The organism is Streptomyces echinatus (genome assembly GCF_014203595.1).
GTDB classification, from domain to species: Bacteria; Actinomycetota; Actinomycetes; order Streptomycetales; family Streptomycetaceae; genus Streptomyces; species Streptomyces echinatus.
The window spans coordinates 58,386-74,989 of sequence record NZ_JACHJK010000012.1 but is presented as its reverse complement, the minus strand read 5'-3'; the positions used below and the strand labels follow the sequence as shown (position 1 = coordinate 74,989).

16 protein-coding genes are annotated in these 16,604 nt (G+C 73.3%); 7 read left to right on the top strand and 9 right to left on the bottom strand.

All coding sequences use genetic code 11. From position 1 onward, the window contains the following. Positions 1-12 precede the first annotated feature (12 nt). Positions 13-1,653 carry a serine/threonine-protein kinase gene (locus FHS34_RS29200; RefSeq protein WP_184971268.1) on the top strand — a complete coding sequence of 547 codons (1,641 nt, stop codon included), beginning with the start codon at positions 13-15 and terminating at the stop codon, positions 1,651-1,653. Between the two features lie 18 nt (positions 1,654-1,671). Here FHS34_RS29200 and FHS34_RS29195 read toward each other — a convergent pair whose 3' ends face one another. Together FHS34_RS29195 and FHS34_RS43860 are read right to left on the bottom strand one after the other, a co-directional pair. Continuing rightward, complete coding sequence (locus FHS34_RS29195; protein ID WP_184970848.1) at positions 1,672-2,478, bottom strand: SGNH/GDSL hydrolase family protein; 807 nt, start codon at positions 2,476-2,478, stop codon at positions 1,672-1,674. 381 nt (positions 2,479-2,859) lie between these two features. Continuing rightward, positions 2,860-3,078 (bottom strand): hypothetical protein, encoded by a 219-nt coding sequence (locus FHS34_RS43860; RefSeq protein WP_184970846.1) that lies wholly within the window; start codon positions 3,076-3,078, stop codon positions 2,860-2,862. 318 nt (positions 3,079-3,396) lie between these two features. Here FHS34_RS43860 and FHS34_RS29185 point away from each other — a divergent pair, with 318 nt between their 5' ends. Continuing rightward, on the top strand, positions 3,397-4,491 hold the full coding sequence (locus FHS34_RS29185; protein WP_184970844.1) for a DUF5925 domain-containing protein: 1,095 nt from the start codon (positions 3,397-3,399) through the stop codon (positions 4,489-4,491). Positions 4,492-4,506: 15 nt separating this feature from the next. Continuing rightward, on the top strand, positions 4,507-5,277 hold the full coding sequence (locus FHS34_RS29180) for a DUF72 domain-containing protein (protein WP_184970842.1): 771 nt from the start codon (positions 4,507-4,509) through the stop codon (positions 5,275-5,277). Between the two features lie 124 nt (positions 5,278-5,401). On the opposite strand, the gene FHS34_RS29175 is transcribed toward FHS34_RS29180, so the two are convergent. Next, positions 5,402-5,770: a GntR family transcriptional regulator gene (locus tag FHS34_RS29175; protein ID WP_184970840.1), complete on the bottom strand. Its 369-nt coding sequence runs from the start codon at positions 5,768-5,770 to the stop codon at positions 5,402-5,404. Positions 5,771-5,841: 71 nt separating this feature from the next. Here FHS34_RS29175 and FHS34_RS29170 point away from each other — a divergent pair, with 71 nt between their 5' ends. Together FHS34_RS29170 and FHS34_RS29165 are read left to right on the top strand one after the other, a co-directional pair. Continuing rightward, the gene (locus FHS34_RS29170; protein WP_184970838.1) at positions 5,842-6,771 is read left to right on the top strand and encodes a GNAT family N-acetyltransferase; all 930 of its coding nucleotides are present in this window, start codon (positions 5,842-5,844) and stop codon (positions 6,769-6,771) included. Then, positions 6,752-7,291, top strand: coding sequence for a ribonuclease FAU-1 family protein (locus FHS34_RS29165; RefSeq protein ID WP_184970836.1), 540 nt, complete (start codon positions 6,752-6,754; stop codon positions 7,289-7,291). Before FHS34_RS29170 ends, FHS34_RS29165 begins: the two co-directional genes overlap by 20 nt. Positions 7,292-7,310: 19 nt before the next feature. Here FHS34_RS29165 and FHS34_RS29160 read toward each other — a convergent pair whose 3' ends face one another. Beyond that, positions 7,311-7,925 carry a class I SAM-dependent methyltransferase gene (locus FHS34_RS29160; RefSeq protein WP_184970834.1) on the bottom strand — a complete coding sequence of 205 codons (615 nt, stop codon included), beginning with the start codon at positions 7,923-7,925 and terminating at the stop codon, positions 7,311-7,313. Between the two features lie 138 nt (positions 7,926-8,063). Here FHS34_RS29160 and FHS34_RS43535 point away from each other — a divergent pair, with 138 nt between their 5' ends. Then, positions 8,064-8,198 (top strand): hypothetical protein, encoded by a 135-nt coding sequence (locus FHS34_RS43535; protein WP_263978451.1) that lies wholly within the window; start codon positions 8,064-8,066, stop codon positions 8,196-8,198. Between the two features lie 615 nt (positions 8,199-8,813). Here FHS34_RS43535 and FHS34_RS29150 read toward each other — a convergent pair. Both FHS34_RS29150 and FHS34_RS29145 read right to left on the bottom strand, forming a co-directional pair. After that, positions 8,814-9,674: an esterase/lipase family protein gene (locus tag FHS34_RS29150; protein ID WP_184970833.1), complete on the bottom strand. Its 861-nt coding sequence runs from the start codon at positions 9,672-9,674 to the stop codon at positions 8,814-8,816. A gap of 168 nt (positions 9,675-9,842) precedes the next feature. Then, on the bottom strand, positions 9,843-10,289 hold the full coding sequence (locus FHS34_RS29145; protein ID WP_184970831.1) for a MarR family winged helix-turn-helix transcriptional regulator: 447 nt from the start codon (positions 10,287-10,289) through the stop codon (positions 9,843-9,845). A gap of 105 nt (positions 10,290-10,394) precedes the next feature. On the opposite strand from FHS34_RS29145, the gene FHS34_RS29140 reads away from it, so the two are divergent. Beyond that, positions 10,395-10,769 carry a cupin domain-containing protein gene (locus tag FHS34_RS29140; protein WP_184971266.1) on the top strand — a complete coding sequence of 125 codons (375 nt, stop codon included), beginning with the start codon at positions 10,395-10,397 and terminating at the stop codon, positions 10,767-10,769. Between the two features lie 17 nt (positions 10,770-10,786). On the opposite strand, the gene FHS34_RS29135 is transcribed toward FHS34_RS29140, so the two are convergent. From FHS34_RS29135 to FHS34_RS29125, 3 genes are all read right to left on the bottom strand, one after another. Next, positions 10,787-11,761 (bottom strand): DNA polymerase Y family protein, encoded by a 975-nt coding sequence (locus tag FHS34_RS29135; RefSeq protein ID WP_184970829.1) that lies wholly within the window; start codon positions 11,759-11,761, stop codon positions 10,787-10,789. Next, positions 11,758-15,279 (bottom strand): DNA polymerase III subunit alpha, encoded by a 3,522-nt coding sequence (locus FHS34_RS29130; RefSeq protein ID WP_184970827.1) that lies wholly within the window; start codon positions 15,277-15,279, stop codon positions 11,758-11,760. The genes FHS34_RS29135 and FHS34_RS29130 overlap by 4 nt, the downstream gene beginning before the upstream one ends. Positions 15,280-15,482: 203 nt before the next feature. Beyond that, entirely contained in the window at positions 15,483-16,382 is a 900-nt protein-coding gene (locus FHS34_RS29125; RefSeq protein ID WP_184970825.1) for a S1 family peptidase, read from the bottom strand. Positions 16,383-16,604 lie beyond the last annotated feature (222 nt).

Here is a 16,604-nt window from a genome sequence, read left to right as displayed (position 1 = left end):
AATTCGCGCGAGATGCCGTGGGGGGCGCCCGTGTCCGAAGAACCGGGCCGTGAACGTGTGATCGCGGGACGCTACCGTCTGCTGTCCCCGCTGGGCGAGGGCGGCATGGGGACCGTGTGGCGCGCCCTGGACGAGGTGCTGCACCGCGAGGTGGCCGTCAAGGAGGTGCGGGCGCCGGCGGGGCTGCCCGGTCCCGAGATCGAGCGGATGTACGCGCGTCTGGAGCGCGAGGCATGGGCGGCGGCCCGGGTCGCGAACCGCAACGTGGTCACGGTGTACGACGTGGCGCTGGAGGGCGGCCGGCCGTGGATCGTGATGGAGCTGGTGCGCGGGCCGTCCCTCGCCGACCGGCTGGAGACGGAGGGGCCCCTGCCGCCGCAGCACGCCGCGCGGATCGGCGCGGAGGTGCTGTCCGCGCTGCGGGCCGCGCACTCCGTCGGGGTGCTGCACCGGGACGTGAAGCCGGCGAACGTGCTGCTCGCCGACGACGGCCGGGTGGTCCTCACCGACTTCGGCATCGCCACGGTGGAGGGCAGCTCGGCCCTGACCATGACCGGCGAGGTGGTCGGCTCGCCCGAGTTCCTGGCGCCGGAACGGGCGTTGGGCCGTACCCCCGGGCCCGAGTCGGACCTGTGGTCGCTCGGGGTCCTGCTGTACGCGACCGTGGAGGGCATCTCCCCGTTCCGGCAGGACACACCGCTCAGCACGCTGCGGGCCGTGGTGGACGAGGAGTTGCCGCCACCGCGGTGGGCCGGGCCGCTCGCGCCCGTCATCCGGGGGCTGCTGCGCAAGGACCCCGCCGAGCGGCTGCCGGCGGAGCGGGCGGAGCGGGAGCTGCGGCTGGTCGCGGCGGGCGGGACGGTACGGGCGGACACCGCGCCCTCCGCGACGCCGTATCCGCCGACGGTGATGGTCCGGCACCCGGAGCCGTCCCGCACCCCGCCGGCGCCCCTGCCCGGCGGGTATCCGGAGCCCGGCACCACGGCCGCCGGGCCGGACCGGGAGCCGCGGCGCGACCGTCGCGGCGCCGTCGTGCTGGCCGCGGGCGTGCTGGCCGTGCTGCTGGCCCTGGCGGGACTGACGTACGCGTTGCTCAACCACGACGGCGGGAAGGAGCGGGGGGACGACACGGTGAGCACCGGCCGCACCGGCGGCGGAGCGCACACGCCGGCGAGAACGCCGACGCCGAGCGCCGGAGCGAGCACCGACAGCGCGCCGCGGTCGCCCACGCACGCCGGCACGTCGGCGAGCGGTCAGCCGGTTCAGACGGTGCACGTCACGCTGACCGGGGCGCACACGGAGTACTCCGGGAGCTGCCCGCCGCCGGACGCGCAGGCACCGGCGTTCACGGCGGAGTTCACGGTGGGGCGGCTGCCCGCGCAGGTCGAGTACCGGTGGGTGCTCGCGCACGGATCGGTGTCGGACGCCGGCTGGCAGACGCTGCCGTTCCCGGCGGACGGACCGCGCACCCGGCAGCGGCAGGTGACGGTGACGACGTACGCGACCGGCGGGACGATCGAGAACGAGATCAGCGTGGAGGTGCGGGGTCCGGTGCGGGCGACGTCGGACCCGGTGCCGTTCTCGGTGACCTGTACGACGCCGGCGGAGACCCCGACGGACGGGGCCCCCGCCTCACCGTCGGGCTCGCCCTGAGCGGCGAGCCCGTACGGGTCAGGCCGCGTTCGTGAGCACCGGCAGGTAGCCACCGGACTGACCGGACGCGGTCGGGTGGTACGACTCGCCGATGTCGAGCCAGTTGAGGCTGTGCAGCCAGGAGCCGGCGGAGCAGATCTCGTGGCCGGAGAACGTGGTGCGGACGTCGCCGAAGACGAAGTTGTGGGCGGTGGCACGGGTCTTGATGGCGGCGTCCATGTAGTCGGCGGCGCCGTTGATCGCGGACCGCTTGGCCTCGGAAAGTCCGAGGCAGGACTGGCCGAGCAGGTAGAAGCGGGGGTAGCCGATGACGACCACCCGGGCGGACGGGGCTTTGGCGCTGATCGCGTTGTAGACGGTGTCCAGCTTTCCGGGGAGCGTGCTCGCGACGTACGCCTTGGCGGTGTTGATCCGGGAGAGGCAGGCGCTGTCGGACTGGAGCACACAGGTCGTCATGACGTCGGCGAAGCCGGCGTCGTTGCCGCCGATGCTGATGGACACCAGCGAGGTGGAGGTGTTCAGCGAGCCGAGCTGGCCGGAGAGCACGTCGTCCGTCGTCGCGCCCGAACAGGCGTTGAAGGCGAACGAGGAGGGGCTGTGCGCGGCGTTCCACAGGTAGGGGTAGGCCTTCGTGCTGCGCTTGCAGTCGCCGCTTGAGCTGATGTAACTGCCGGATCCCACTCCGGAGGAGTAGGAGTCGCCGAGCGCCACGTAGCCGCCGGCCGCGGCCGTCGATGACGCCTGCGCCGAAGCGGCCCCGGTGAGCCCGAGGCCGGCGGCGAGGAGGAGCGAGGTAACGAATCCGGTAAGTCGGGAACGTCTCATGGAACCTCCCTTTAGCAGGATCTCTGCCACAACTGTCGTAGCAACTACGCGTGTTGACGGGAAGTGTTCATGCCAAAACTTTTGTGCTCTCAACAGGATCGGCCCAAGACGTTCACGGCTCATATATTGCGTGTGCATGTCATGTCTGTTGACCGCTCGTCAACTCCGCCCGCCGGCCCGCACGCCCCCTGCTCCCCAGGGGCCTCCCGCCCTCCGGGGAACACCTGCGCGCGGGGGGTCGTCGTCTTGACGGCCCGACGACGGCTGCGCCACATTGAAGCCCGGCATCCGGCGCGTCGGGGGGCAAAGTCGCCAATGCAGACCATACGTAGCAAGTCACCTTCACCGGGGGGCGCCGAGGCGGACGCCGACGGGACGCGGTCAGGGCCGGGAAGGGGCCTGACCGCGTTGCTCGCCGGAGCCGCGACCGCCGTCGCGGCGGCGGGTGCGCTCCCAGCCCGGCGACGGTCCCGCGGGGCGGGGCGGAGTGGCCGGGGTGCCGTGCACCCTGTCACCGTCGCGCGGGGTGCCGGCGGTGCTCGCCTCGCCAGCGGGCAGGCCGACCAAGGTCACCACCAGGGCCAGAACGGCCGCACCCACGCCGAGCAGCGCGATGAGCCGCCATCACCCCATCCCCATATACCGCGCCCATGACGTCCCATCATGGACAACAGTGACGGCGCAACCCGCCGGGCGAGCCCGACTTGGGGATGCCCGCCGGCCGTACGGGCGCGGGGCTCTCCCGCCCCGCGGCCGCGCCGCGACGGGGTCCCCCGGGTCCGGGCGCGGCCGATGGTCCGGGGAACGGCCGGCCACGGACGGCCGCGGACGGCCGCGGGGGAAGAACCGCTCTTCCAGCGGAGCGCCCGGCGGCGGAAAAGCCGTGCGCGGAGGGCATCCGTGCCGGATCATGGCGGCATGTCCGCGAACCCACACGACGCTCTGCCGATCCGGCTCCACGTCGACGACTCCGACTCACCGTCCGACGTCGTCGACGCGCTGTTCCTCGGCCGCTTCGCGACGGGCGAGCAGCCGTACTCGCACGCCGCCAACATCGACCGCGTGCGCTCCGGCGCGACGCTGCTGCCGGAGGGGGCCCGGGTGCTGCGGGTCGCCCGGGACGACGACCGCAGCGCGACCCTCGCCGAGGGGGACGGCTGGACCCTGCTGATCTCCCGCTGGAACCGGGGCGCGGACGTGACGGTCACTGCGACCACCGCCGAGCTGGCCCAGCAGGTCCTCGACCAGGCCACGGACGGCGCTGCCGACGAGCCGGAACCGCAGCCGGAGAATGTGACGATGGGGTTCTGGTACGTCTCCCCGCGGCGCGGCCCGCACCGCACCACCCGGCAGATCTCGGCGGGTACCTGGGACGAGGTCCGGCCCAACTACACGGCGCCGGTGGCCGACGCCATGGACCGCCTGATGGGGACGACCCCCGTGGACATCGCGGGCCGGCTGCTCCTGCTGCACGGCCCGCCGGGCACCGGCAAGACCTCCGCACTGCGGACACTGGCCCGTTCCTGGCGGGACTGGTGCCAGGTGGACTGCGTCCTGGACCCCGAGCGGCTCTTCTCCGACGTCGGCTATCTGATGGACATCGCGATCGGTGAGGACGACGGCGCGGGCAAGGGCCGCTGGCGTCTGCTGCTGCTGGAGGACTGTGACGAGCTGATCCGCGGTGAGGCCCGGCACACGGCGGGCCAGGCCCTGTCCCGGCTGCTGAACCTCACCGACGGCCTGCTCGGCCAGGGCCGCAACGTCCTGGTCGGTGTCACCACCAACGAGGACCTGGAGCGTCTGCACCCGGCCGTGGTCCGCCCCGGCCGCTGCCTCGCCCGCATCGAGGTGGGCCCGCTGACCCGCACGGAGGCGGTGGACTGGCTCGGCACCGAGCAGGGCGTGGGCCGGGAGGGCGCGACCCTGGCCGAGCTGTACGCGCTGCGCCGGGGTACGGCGCCGACGTCGGTGCCGGGGGCCCGGGAGGGAGCGGACGCGGGGCTGTACCTGTAGTGCTTTCATGAGGGTATGACCCTGCATGTCGGCACGTCGGGGTGGCAGTACAAGGACTGGCGGGACCTCGTCTATCCGGCCGGGGTGCCGACGCGGCTGTGGCTGGAGGAGTACACCCGGCTGTTCGCGACGGTGGAGATCAACAACGCGTTCTACCGGCTGCCGTCGTACGACACCTTCGCCTCCTGGCGCGACCGTGTCCCGCCGGACTTCGTGGTCGCGGTCAAGGCCAGCCGGTATCTCACCCACATCAAGCGCCTGAAGGACCCCGAGGAGCCGGTGCACCGGCTGATGAGTCACGCGGCGGGCCTCGGTGACCGCCTGGGCCCGGTCCTCCTCCAGTTGCCGCCCACCCTGCGTGCCGACCCGCCCCTGCTGGACGCCTGCCTGGCCTGTTTCCCGCCCGCGACGAGGGTGGCCGTGGAGCCCCGGCACGACAGCTGGTGGACGCCGGAGCTGCGGCGCGTCCTGGAGTCCCGGGGCGCGGCCCTGTGCTGGGCGGACGTCCTGGCCCGCCCGGTCGTCCCGCTGTGGCGCACCGCCGGCTGGGGCTACGTCCGCTTCCACCAGGGCCGCGCCCGGCCCTGGCCGCGTTACGGCAGGCGCTCGCTGGAGACCTGGGTGGACCGCATCGCCACGACGTGGTCCGACGCCGAGGACGTGTACGCGTACTTCAACAACGACCCGGGGGGTGCGGCGGTGCGGGACGCGGTGGCGTTCGGACGGACGGCACGGAGAGCGGCCCTGACGGTGACACGCGTCCCGGAACCGCTGAAACTCGGCTGACCCTGCTCAACCCACCCCGACCGCATCCCACGTGACCGGCCCGCCCGTCCTGCCCCGCGCTCGGCCACGGCGTACGGAGCCGGCGGTGCCGGGCCGTCATCGGCCGCCCGGACGCACCGCTCCGCTACTCTCCGTAGGCCGCCCGCAGGGCATCCCGCACGGCGGCCAGCGCGTCCGGCTCGGCCAGCCCCAGCCGCCGCACCCGCTCCACGTACGCCTGCGCGGCCAGCGACGCCTCACGCACCGCGGCCGAGCCGGCGGCCGCCACGAACGTGCCGTTGCGCCCCCGCGTCTCGATCACCCCGTCGCCCTCCAGCGCCCGGTACGCCTTGGCCACCGTGTTGACCGCGAGCCCCAGGGACTCGGCCAGCCCCCGCACGGTCGGCAGCCGGTACCCCACCGGGAGCACCCCGGATCGCGCCTGCTCGGAGATCTGCGCCCGCACCTGCTCGTACGGGGGCGCGCTGTCATCGATGCGGATCTTCAGGCTCACAAGCCCGATTGTCGCGCACGCGCCGGAAAATGAGAGGCAGCGGGGCACCCCGCCCCGTACGGTGCGTCCACATGACAGTCCTCGTACGCGATCTCCGCCCCGACGTCCCCGCGGACGCCGAGGCCTTCACCCGGGTCCGCCGGCTCGCGCTTCCGTACATCCTGTTCACCCCGGACTCGGTCCGGCACGCCGCCACGCAGACGCATCCCGACGCCCGGTTCCGGCCGCTCGTCGCCGAGGAGGACGGCGAGGTGATCGGCACGGCACAGGTCCATCTGGTCCCGGACAGTTCCGAACCGGGCCAGGCCTGCCTGAACATCTACGTCCGCCCGGACCGCACCCACCGCGGTGCCGGCCGGCTGCTGGTGGAGGCCGCCGAGGAGTACCTGGCCTCCCTGGGCGCGGCCAAGCTGTTCGCCTGGGCCCTGGACGAGCCGGCCAACCGGGCCTTCGCCGAGCGGCACGGCTACCGCCCGGGCCGCTCCGCCCACTTCCTCCGGCTGGACCTGGCGCACGGCACCCTGCCCCCGCTCCCGGAGATCCCGGCCGGCGTCGGGCTGCGTACCGCCGCCGACTTCGCGGACGACCCCCGGCCGCTGTTCGAACTGGACGCGGAGACGATCCTCGACGAACCCAGCGACGTGACCTACGAGTTCACGGACTACGACGCCTGGCTCAAGGAGACCTGGAACCACCCCCTGCTGGACCGGGAGCTGACCACGGCCGCCTGCGTCGACGGCCGTCCGGTCGCCTTCACCGTGGCCTACACCGACGGCGACGGCCGCTACGCCACCGCGATGACCGGCACCGCCCGCGCCCACCGCGGCCGCGGCCTGGCCAAGCTCGCCAAGATCCACTCCCTGCACCGGGCCCGGGCCGCCGGCCTCACCGAGGCGTTCACGGGGAACGACACCGGCAACGACGCCATGATCGCGATCAACAAGTGGCTCGGGTACGAGGTCTGCGCGACGGAGGTGCGCTATGTCCGCGAACTCGGCTGAGCCGGCGGACCGGCTGGAGATCGTGCTGGTCAAGGCGGGCCGCACGAAGATCCGTTATCCGGCGGAGCTGCTCGGGGACGACGGCACCCGGATCGCCGTACGCGCGCCGTGGGCCGGCTCCGGGGTGCGCGACTTCGGCTTCGTGCGTTTCGAGCCGGGAGACGTGTTCACCGAGTACTACTGGCGGGACCGGTGGTACTCGGTGAAGGAGGTGCGCGCCGCGGACGGCTCCGTCAAGGGCTGGTACTGCGACATCACGCGCCCCGCGGTGCTCTCCCCCGCTCGGACGCGGCCGGGCGGGGAGACCGCCGTCGGCGCGGAGCTGGTCGTGGAGGACCTCGACCTGGACCTGTGGCGCTCCGCGGACGGCCGGGACGTACGGCGGCTGGACGAGGACGAGTTCGCCGAGAGCGGGCTCACGGAGACCGACCCCGAGGCCGCGTCCGCCGCGCTCGCCGCCCTCGACACGCTGGAGGCGCTGGCGCTCCGCGAGGGCGGCTTCGAGGAGTTGCTGGCCTGACCGGCCGCCGGGCGGCGGGTCACACGGTCGCCACCACCGCGTACCGCTCGTCGTCCACGTCCTTCCCCCACAACCGGGAGTGGGCGGACAGTCGCTCCACGCGCAGGTCGCTGGTCAGCGGTTCCAGGAGGGCGGTGAGCCGTCCGGCGGGCATGCCGACCGGGGACAGGGTCCCCCAGACGCCCTCGACCAGCACGAACCGTCCTTGGGGCCGCAGCAGTTCCCGCCAGTGCCGCAGCGCCCCGGCCGGGTCGGGCAGGGCCCACAGCACATGCCGTACCAGGACCACGTCGAAGCGCCGCTCCCCCACCGGCGGGGCCGCGGCGTCCCCGCACAGGATCTCCGCGGCGCGGCCGGCGAGCTTGGTCCGGGCCCGCTCGGTCATCGCCGGGGACCGGTCGACAGCCGTCACCCGGTGCCCCTGCTCGACAGCGAGGAGTGACAGGCTGCCGGTGCCGCAGCCGAGGTCGAGGACGTCGGCCGGGTACCCGGGGAGCCAGGCGCGCAACCGGCCGGCCCAGGCGGCGCGGACCTCGGGGTCGCGCAGTCCGTGGTCCGGTTCCTCGTCGAAGTCGGCGGCCCGCGCATCCCAGTCCGCTTCCGGGGCAACCGTGTCCGTGTTCTCGCTCGTCATGCCCGGATAGTGACACACACCACTGACAGCGCGGACGTGACAGCCGCCACTGACATCCCGGCACCGATGAGGAACTCTCCCCGAAAGCGTCTACCTCCGTGACAACGCGGAACTCGGTAGGCACTGAAGGAGGCAGCCATGCGCCGCGTGACCGTGCACAAGCCCCTGAAGAGGACGGACAGCCGCCGCACCCGCGACGAAGCGGAGGAGCGCCCTGCGGGACGTCCGGAGGTCCGCAAGGACATCGCACGGACCTGGTGGCCCGACAGCTGACGCCGTGACGCCTCAGTCCAGCCGCTTGCGGTAGCGGACACGGTCGCACGGGCCGTCGACGCGACGCTCCACGATCTCATACCCGTATCTCGGGGTAGTACCTGAGCGCAGTCTGAGCACCCCCTTAAGCGAACCATAAGGATCTCCTCCTCCCGCTCTCAGCAGGCCGTTCCGCGGTTCTCCGGGGCTAGCTTCGAATCACCCCCACGGGATCCAGCCCGGCCCCACGGACCGTTTCGGAGGACTTCCGCATGCCCACCAGCTGTAAGGCCAAGGCGTCCGCGGCCGGCGTGCTCGGCCTGGCGCCGCTCGCCCTGACCGCGCTCGCCGCCGCCCCCGCGTCCGCGCACGGCTCGATGGGCGATCCGGTCAGGCGCCGGCCGGCCGAGGACGGCCGCCGCGGCCAACCGGCCGGAGGCGGCCGGGTCTTCGGCGGACCTCGCGGAGACGGGCGCGTCCGCCGGCACCTCGTATCTCGCGATCGGCGGCGCGGCGGCGCCGGCGGTGGGCTCGGCCGCGCTGTTCCTGTCGGTGCGACGGCGGGCGGCGGCCACCGCCGGTGAGGGTTTCCGGGGCCTGTCCGGCGGCTCAGGCCGGACGGGCCCCGGCAGCGGGTCAGCTGAACACCGACGCGCAGGTGGTGGCGGAGGCGTGGACCGGGTCGAGCGCGTTGGCCACCTCGTGGAAGGCGATCCGGTCGAGCAGGCCGATCGCGACGTGTTCGGAGAGGTCGACCGGGCACAGGTCCTGCAGCAGGACGTTGCGGACGTCGGAGCCGCTCAGGTACTGGCTGCGCCAGGGGGTGGCCACCTCGTCGTACTTGGTGGCGATGACCGTGTAGTGCACTCCGGGGACGGTGTCGCCGCCCGCGTTGAGCTTGGTGAGGAACGCGGAGCCGGGGAGCTGGTCGGCGAGGCCGGGGGTGGTGGCCTTGATCAGGTCCTCGGCGCCCGGGAAGTACGGCAGCAGTTTGGTGAAACCGCTCAGGGTGGCGCCGTGGTTGTCGGGGGCGATGCCGACGAGGGCGTTCACCTTGCCCGCTCCGCCGAGGAACCGCAGGTAGTAGCGGGGCATCAGGCCGCCCTGGGAATGGCCGACCAGGTCGGCCTCGGCGGCTCCGGTCGCGGCGAGCACCTTGTCGACGAAGGCGGACAGCTGCTCGGCCGACTTGTCGATGGGGCCGAGGCCGTGGAAGAAGGCGACGCCGGAGAGCTGGCCGTAGTCGAGGGAGTAGACGCAGTATCCGCGGCTCGTCAGGTAGGGGGCGAGACCGAGCCAGTTGTCGACCGAGTTGCCCAGCGTGCCGTGGACGAGGACGACGGGGCGGGGGTGGGCGGCGGAGGGCTTGCAGGAGTAGTCGTTCCAGCCGCTGCTCGGCGCGCTGTCGGCGCTGGCGGTGGCGGCGGGCACGACGGCGACCGCGGCGGTGAGGAACAGTGCGGCGAGGGGTCTGAGCACTCGTTTCCAGGGCAGCATCGTGTGATCTCCTTGCGGCTCAAGGGAGGTGCACGGCCTGACCCTGTGATCCGGATCACGGGATGCTGGTTCACTCGTCAAGTTACGGACGAGTAGTGCAAGTGTGAAGTTACGCGTCAGTAAAAACTTCCAGTGATAACCAGCGGCTCATGGGACGCTGACGGACCCTCACCAGGCGGGCCTGATCGGACCGTACGGCGCGATCCTCGCCAGACGCTCCCGCAACGCGCGCACTTCCCCCTCGCCCAGCAGTTCGGCCCATCCCCCCACCACTTCGGCGGCCGCCTCCTCCGCCGCCCGGGTGCAGGCCCGACCGCGCCCGGTCAGCACGATCAACCGGGCCCGGGCGTCCTCGGGATGCGGCCTGCGCTCGGCGTACCCCTTGCGCACGATCTCGTCGACCAGCTGGCTCGCCGCCTGCTTGGTCACCCCCAGATGCACCGCCAGGTCGGTGACGGTGGCCCCGTCCGGGGCGAGCCGCGCGAAGGCGAAACCGTGGGCGGGCCGCAGATCCGTGAAGCCGCGGGCGGTCACCCCGTCATGGATGCGCTGGACGAGATCACCCGCCGCGGCGAGCAGGGCGGCGGACAGGGCCATGGCGTCGGAGTTCTGCACGGGGGCATTGAAACACCCTTGACGATTCAGACAAGCAGCTTGACCATATGGTCAAGCAGCTTGACCAAGTTCCTTGACCATCACCTCCCGAACGGAGATCCCGCCATGCCCGTCGTCCGCTCCTCGGAAGCCGTCACCCATGAGATCCACGGCGCCCGCTTCGTCTCGTACGCCACCCCGCTCACCGGCAGCAAGGAGCTGTGCGCCTGGCGCGGCGAGATCCCGGCCGGCACCAGGGCGCCCGCCCACACCGTCAACCGGGAGGAGATCTTCCTGCTGCTCGTCGGCGAGCTGCTGATGACACTCGACGGCCGGACCGAGCGGATCTCCGCCGGCGACACGGTGATCGTCAACCCCGGCTCGACGCTGGCCGTCGAGAACCCCACCGGCCACACCGCGATCTCCTGGGTCACCACCTCCATCGGCCTGGAGGCACGGCTGGCCGACGGCACGCGCATCACGCCGCCCTGGGCCAACTGACACTCCGGCGGCCGCGTTCACGCCGCCAGGGTGCCCGGCATCACCGCGCGCGGCCCGAACCTGGCCCGCGCGCGGTCCGCGACCTCCTCGATGCGGCGGACCTTCTCGTCCACGGGGTCGAAGGTGAGCTGGTGGGCGGCCCGGTCGGCGGGGGTGAGGCCCTCGGCGCGCAGGGCGAGCGCGCGGACCCGGGCGCGCTGCAGCCCGAGCGCCTCGTACATGCCGTAGGCGGCACCGGTCAGGGCCGCCGAGTGCGCGGTCGGCTCCTTCAGGGTGCGGCTGCGGGTGGTCGAGGAGCGGTCGGCGTAGCGCACGGTGAGGGTCAGGGTGCGGCAGACCTTGTCCACCGCGCGCAGCCGGGCGCCGATCTCCTCGGCGGCCGACAGCAGGGCCCTGCGGTGCCTGCCGGGGTCCAGCTCGTCGATGCCGAAGGCCCGTTCCGTCACCAGCGAACGTGAGACGGCGTTGGGGACGACCCGGCCGCGGTCGACGCCGCTCGCCCTCTCGCGCAGTTCCCGGCCCGCCTTCGCGCCGATCAGCCGCTGGAGCGTGGACAGCGGCGCGGCGGCGACCCGGCCCAGGGTGTCCAGGCCGTACTCGTCCAGGGTGCGGGCGGTCGCCGGGCCGACGCCGGGCAGCGCGGACACCGGCCGCCCGGCGAGGAACTCCGCGATGCCGTCCGGGTCCCCGGGCACCGCACAGGTCACCCCCGGCCGGGCCTCGCGCAGCGCCACGCGGGCCAGCATCGGGCCCGGTCCCGCGCCGATCGCGCAGTCGACGCCGTACCGCGCGAGGGCCCGCACCCGGATCACCGAGGCCAGCTCCACCGCGCCGCGCCCGAAGTACCGCTCGGCACCGCGCAGATCGGCCAGCGCCCCGTCCGGGGGCAGCGCCTCCACGACCGGGGTGAACTCCTCGAGCAGGCCGAGCAGTCCCGGCAGGGCCGCCTCGTACATCGGCGGCAGCTGGAAACGTACGCAGAGGATGGTCATCCCGCACTCCCCGGACTCTGGTGCCACAACTTCCTCATCGCCGCCGGCCCTTGCGCGGCGTCCTGGCCGGCGGGCCGCAGATCGGCCCAGGGGTGCATCTCGTACCCCGTGGGCATGCGGATCGTCCGGCCCTCCATCGGGTCGCGGGCCGCGGAGCCGGCCGGCGCGGGCAGCCCGTCGGAGCCGGCGAGCCGGGCCCGGGACGGGCCGCCGCCGCCGTCGTCGTCCGCCGGGGCTTCGCCCCCGGCCGTGCCGGACGGCTCGGCCAGCCGGGCCGCGACCCCGTCGAGCCCCTCCCGCTGCCGCACGTCGACCAGTTCGGCGAGATTCCAGGCGGCGGAGCCCACCACGCTGAGGCTGCGCGGGCCGCGCCGCTGCACCACCCCGCGCACCAGCAGCAGCCAGGAGTGGAAGACGGTGTGGGCGCAGGCGTCGTGCGAGTCGTCGAAGAACGCGAGGTCGACCAGTCCCGTGCCGTCGTCCAGGGTGGAGAAGATGACCCGCTTGCCGGAGCGGATCGGCGGGGTCTGGGTGGCCGCCTTGGCGCCCGCGACCAGCACGGTCTCACCGTGCCGGGCCTCGCGCAGCCGGCGCGCGGAGACCACGCCCAGCTCCTGGAGGAACTCCCGGTGGTCGTCCATCAGATTGCGCGAGGCGTCCATGGACAGCACGCCCAGCTCGGCGCTGAGCCGCTCCGCCGACGTCAGGTCCGGCAGGCCGGCCGGTGCCGTCCTGCGGCCTCCCGCCAGGGGAAGCTGGCCTCCGCCACCGCCCCGGGCGCCCCGGTGCAGCTCGGTCAGATGCAGTTGCAGGTCACGCCGGTTGGCGCCGAAGGCGTCCAGCGCGCCCACCTGGGCGAGCCGTCCCGCCAGCGGCCTGCTGGGCCGGGCCCGCTCCCAGAAGTCCAGCAGGGAGGCGTACGGCTGTCCGTCCGCGATCCGCTTCGCCTCGGCCTCACTGATGCCGTGCACGTCGGAGAGGGCGAGCCGCAGCCCCCACACCTCCGGAGAATCAGACACCAGTTCGATCCTGTGTGCGACCCCGGACACATTGACGTCCAACGGCAGGATCGGCACCCCGCGCCGCCGGGCGTCGGCCAGCAGCAGCCGCTTCGGGTACATCCCGGGGTCGTGGGTGAGCAGCCCGGCGTAGAAGGCGGCCGGGTGGTGCGCCTTCAGCCACGCCGACTGGTAGGTGGGCACGGCGAAGGCGACGGCGTGCGCCTTGCAGAAGCCGTACGACCCGAAGGCCTCGACGATCTCCCAGGTCCGCCGGATCGTCTCCGCGTCGTACCCCCTGGCCGCCGCCTGCTGGGCGAACCACACCCGGATCCGCCCCTGCGACTCCGGGTCGGACAGCCCCCGCCGCACCCGGTCGGCCTCGCCCCGGCCGCAGCCGGTCATGACGGCGACGATGTCGATGACCTGCTCGTGGAAGACGACGACCCCGTACGTCCCCCGCAGCGCCTCCTCCAGGTCCGGGTGCGCAAAGCGCACCGGCGCCCGCCCGTGCCGCGCCTCGATGAAGGGCCGCACCATGTCGGCGGCGACCGGCCCGGGCCGGAAGAGGGAGATGTCGACGACCAGGTCGTGGAAGGTGCTCGGCTGGAGCCGGCCCACCAGGTCCCGCTGACCGGGCGACTCGATCTGGAAGCAGCCCAGCGTCTCGGTGGACCGGATCAGCCGGTACGTCTCCGGGTCCCCCGGCGGCACCGCGTCCAGGTCGATCCGCTCCCCGGCCGCCCGCTCCACCTCGGCGACCGCGTGCGCCATCGCCGACTGCATCCGTACGCCCAGCACGTCCAGCTTGAGCAGCCCGAGGTCCTCCACGTCCTCCTTGTCGAACTGCGACATGGGCAGCCCCTCACCGCTGGTCGGCACCACCGGCGTACGGGCGAGCAGGGAGGCGTCGGACAGGAGCACCCCGCACGGATGCATGGCGACCCCGCGCGGCAGGGCGTCGAGGGCCTCCACCAGCTCCCACAGCCTGCCGTACCGTTCCTTCTCCCCCGCGAGCCGCTTCAGCTCGGGCAGCTCCTCCAGCGCCGCGCGGGCATCCCGCGCCCGGATGTGCGGAAAGGACTTGGCCACCCGGTCGATCTCGGCGGGATCCATGGACAGAGCGGCACCCACATCACGGATCGCGTGCCGCACCCGGTAGGTCTCCGGCATGGAGACGGTCGCCACCCGCTCCTCGCCGAACCGGCCGATGATCGCCCGGTACACCTCCAGCCGGCGCGCCGACTCCACGTCGATGTCGATGTCGGGCAGCACGACGCGCTCCTTGGACAGGAAACGTTCCATCAGCAGCCCGTGCTCGACCGGGTCGGCGTGCGCGATCCCGAGCAGATGGTTGACGAGCGAGCCGGCGCCGGAGCCGCGCGCGGCCACCCGGATGCCCATCTCCCGTACGTCGTCCACCACCTGGGCGACCGTCAGGAAGTAGGAGGCGAAGCCGTGATGGCCGATGATGTCCAGCTCGTGGTGCATCCGCTCCCAGTACGCACGCCGGTCGCCGTGGCCGAGCCGCAGCATTCCGGCGGTCGCCCGCGAGGCGAGCGCCCGCTGCGCGGTGCGCCGGCCGGCGCCGACGAGGTGCGGCTCGGGAAAGCGGACGGTGCCGATGCCGAGGTCGCCCTCGGGGTCGACCCGGCACTCGGCGGCGGTGGCCCGGGTCTGCTCCAGCAGCCGGTGGGCGGTGTCCCGCCGGTACCCGGCGGCCTCCACCACCCGCTCGGCGACCTGGAGCATGGTCTGCGCGTCCTTCAGCCAGGCCTCACCGGAGTCCAGCTCCCCTCGGGGGTCGATCGGCACCAGGCGGCGCGCGGCGTCCAGCACGTCGGCGACCGGCCCCTGACCGGGGTCGGCGTACCGGACGGCGTTGCTGAGCACCGGGCGCACCCCCTGCTCCGCGGCGAACCCGACGGTACGGGCGGCCTGCCGCAGCGAGCCGGGCCCCGTGCCCGTACGGCCGTGCCAGACGGCCTCCAGCCGCAGCGCGTCGCCGTGGACCTCGCGCCACGGGGCGAGCAGCAGCGCCGCCCGGTCGGGCCGCCCGGCGGCGAGCGCGCGCCCCACGTCCGACTCCGGACCGAGCAGGACCACCAGGCCGTCGCCGTGATTGCCGGCCCAGGGAAGCAGCGGGGCCGCCCCGGCCGCGTGCGCCGCCGTGACGAGCCGGCACAGGCCGGCCCAGCCACGGGCCCCGTCCCGGGCGAGGAAGGTCACCCGGGAGGCCGACTCGTCCACGAAGGCGCCGCCGCGCACCGGGGTACGGCGCCTCTCCCGCCGTACGGCCTCCTCCTGCGCCACCGCCAGGTTCACCCCGAACAGCGGACGGACCCCCGCCCCGGCGCAGGCCTTGGCGAAGCGCACCGTGCCGGCGAGGGTGTCGCGGTCGGTCAGGGCGAGGGCGTCCATGCCCCGCTCCGAGGCGCGCTCGGCCAGCCGCTCCGGATGGGACGCCCCGTACCTCAGGGAGAACCCGGAGACGGTGTGCAGATGCGCGAAGCCCGGCACACACACCTCCCGCACTCGTGAGCCCCGAACGACTCTCGAACATCAGTTCCCTAATTCCTCCCCCACCATACCTCCATTCTCGAACACGTGTACGACATCCACGCGGGCGCCTCCGACCTGCGCAAACGCCTGCGCACCCGCACGGCGAAGCCCCCGCACGCGCGTCGCGTGCGGGGGCTCGGACGGTGCCGGCCGTGAACCCGTCAGGGCAGGGTGACGCCGTAGTAGCTGAGCGCCTCGGTCACCGGCTGGAAGAAGGTCGTGCCGCCGGAGGAGCAGTTGCCGCTGCCGCCGGAAGTCAGGCCGTAGGCGGTGGATCCGGCGTAGAGCGGACCGCCGCTGTCGCCGCCCTCGGCGCAGACCGTGGTCTGGATCAGGCCATAGACGATGTCACCGCCGCCGTAGTTGACGGTGGCGTTCAGCCCGGTGACCCGGCCGCTGTGGGTGCCGGTGGTGGAGCCGCGCCGGTAGACGGTCGTCCCCACGGACGGGGTGGCCGCGCGGCTGATGGTCTGGCTGCCGACCGCGCTCGGGTGCGCGATCGAGGAGTTGGTGTACCGGACCAGCGCGAAGTCGTTGCCCGGGAAGCTGTAGCCGACGTTGGTGCCGAGCACCGTGGTCTTGTTGGAGTTGCTGTACCAGGTCGAGGCGACCTCGCCGCAGTGGCCGGCGGTCAGGAAGTAGTAGGTGCTGCCGCTGTGCACGTTGAAGCCGAGCGAGCAGCGGTACTGGCCGCCGTAGATGGCGTCGCCGCCGGTGATCAGCTTGTTGAACTTGCCGGGGGTGTGCTTGATGGTCAGCGCGCTCGCGCCGGCGCCGGCCTGCCGCTTGATCCTGGCGATCTCGGCCTTGGACACCGTGCTGTCGACGGTGACCACGACGCGGTTGCTCGCGCTGTCCACGGCCCAGGCCGTACCGGGGATGTCGGCCTTGAGGACGGAGTCGCTCACCTTGGCGAGCTGGGTGGCGCTGAACGTGTGGACTTCGCCGGCGTTCGCGGTGGGGGCGGCGAACGCGGCGGCGGCCAGGAAGCCGGTGGCCACGGCGAGGAGCCGGGTGCGTCTCGCGGTGCCGGCGCGGGGAGTGGTGCGCTTGATCCTCACTTGTCGTTCCCTCCATGGGAAGTCGGGGGCCCGCGTGGGGTCGGGGCCCGTGAGGCGCAGCCAGGGGCCCGACCGGATTCGAAATGCGCATGCCCCTGACAAGCGCTGGGGGGAGTATTCGGCCGAACGGCCGGTCGGCACAAGAGTGCCTTTCGGCCGTCGGCCCACAAGCACCCGAACGCCGGAAGAACCGTCGCGCCGCCCCCGGAAGAGGGCGGGCCG

Coding starts and splice junctions, on each gene's coding strand:
- FHS34_RS29180 (WP_184970842.1), top strand. CDS start 4,507: ATGACCCTGCATGTCGGCACGTCGGGGTGGCAGTACAAGGACTGGCGG.
- FHS34_RS43535 (WP_263978451.1), top strand. CDS start 8,064: ATGCGCCGCGTGACCGTGCACAAGCCCCTGAAGAGGACGGACAGCCGC.
- FHS34_RS29135 (WP_184970829.1), bottom strand. CDS start 11,761: ATGACCATCCTCTGCGTACGTTTCCAGCTGCCGCCGATGTACGAGGCG.
- FHS34_RS29165 (WP_184970836.1), top strand. CDS start 6,752: ATGTCCGCGAACTCGGCTGAGCCGGCGGACCGGCTGGAGATCGTGCTG.
- FHS34_RS29140 (WP_184971266.1), top strand. CDS start 10,395: ATGCCCGTCGTCCGCTCCTCGGAAGCCGTCACCCATGAGATCCACGGC.
- FHS34_RS29170 (WP_184970838.1), top strand. CDS start 5,842: ATGACAGTCCTCGTACGCGATCTCCGCCCCGACGTCCCCGCGGACGCC.
- FHS34_RS29195 (WP_184970848.1), bottom strand. CDS start 2,478: ATGAGACGTTCCCGACTTACCGGATTCGTTACCTCGCTCCTCCTCGCC.
- FHS34_RS29150 (WP_184970833.1), bottom strand. CDS start 9,674: ATGCTGCCCTGGAAACGAGTGCTCAGACCCCTCGCCGCACTGTTCCTC.
- FHS34_RS29200 (WP_184971268.1), top strand. CDS start 13: ATGCCGTGGGGGGCGCCCGTGTCCGAAGAACCGGGCCGTGAACGTGTG.
- FHS34_RS29185 (WP_184970844.1), top strand. CDS start 3,397: ATGTCCGCGAACCCACACGACGCTCTGCCGATCCGGCTCCACGTCGAC.
- FHS34_RS29160 (WP_184970834.1), bottom strand. CDS start 7,925: ATGACGAGCGAGAACACGGACACGGTTGCCCCGGAAGCGGACTGGGAT.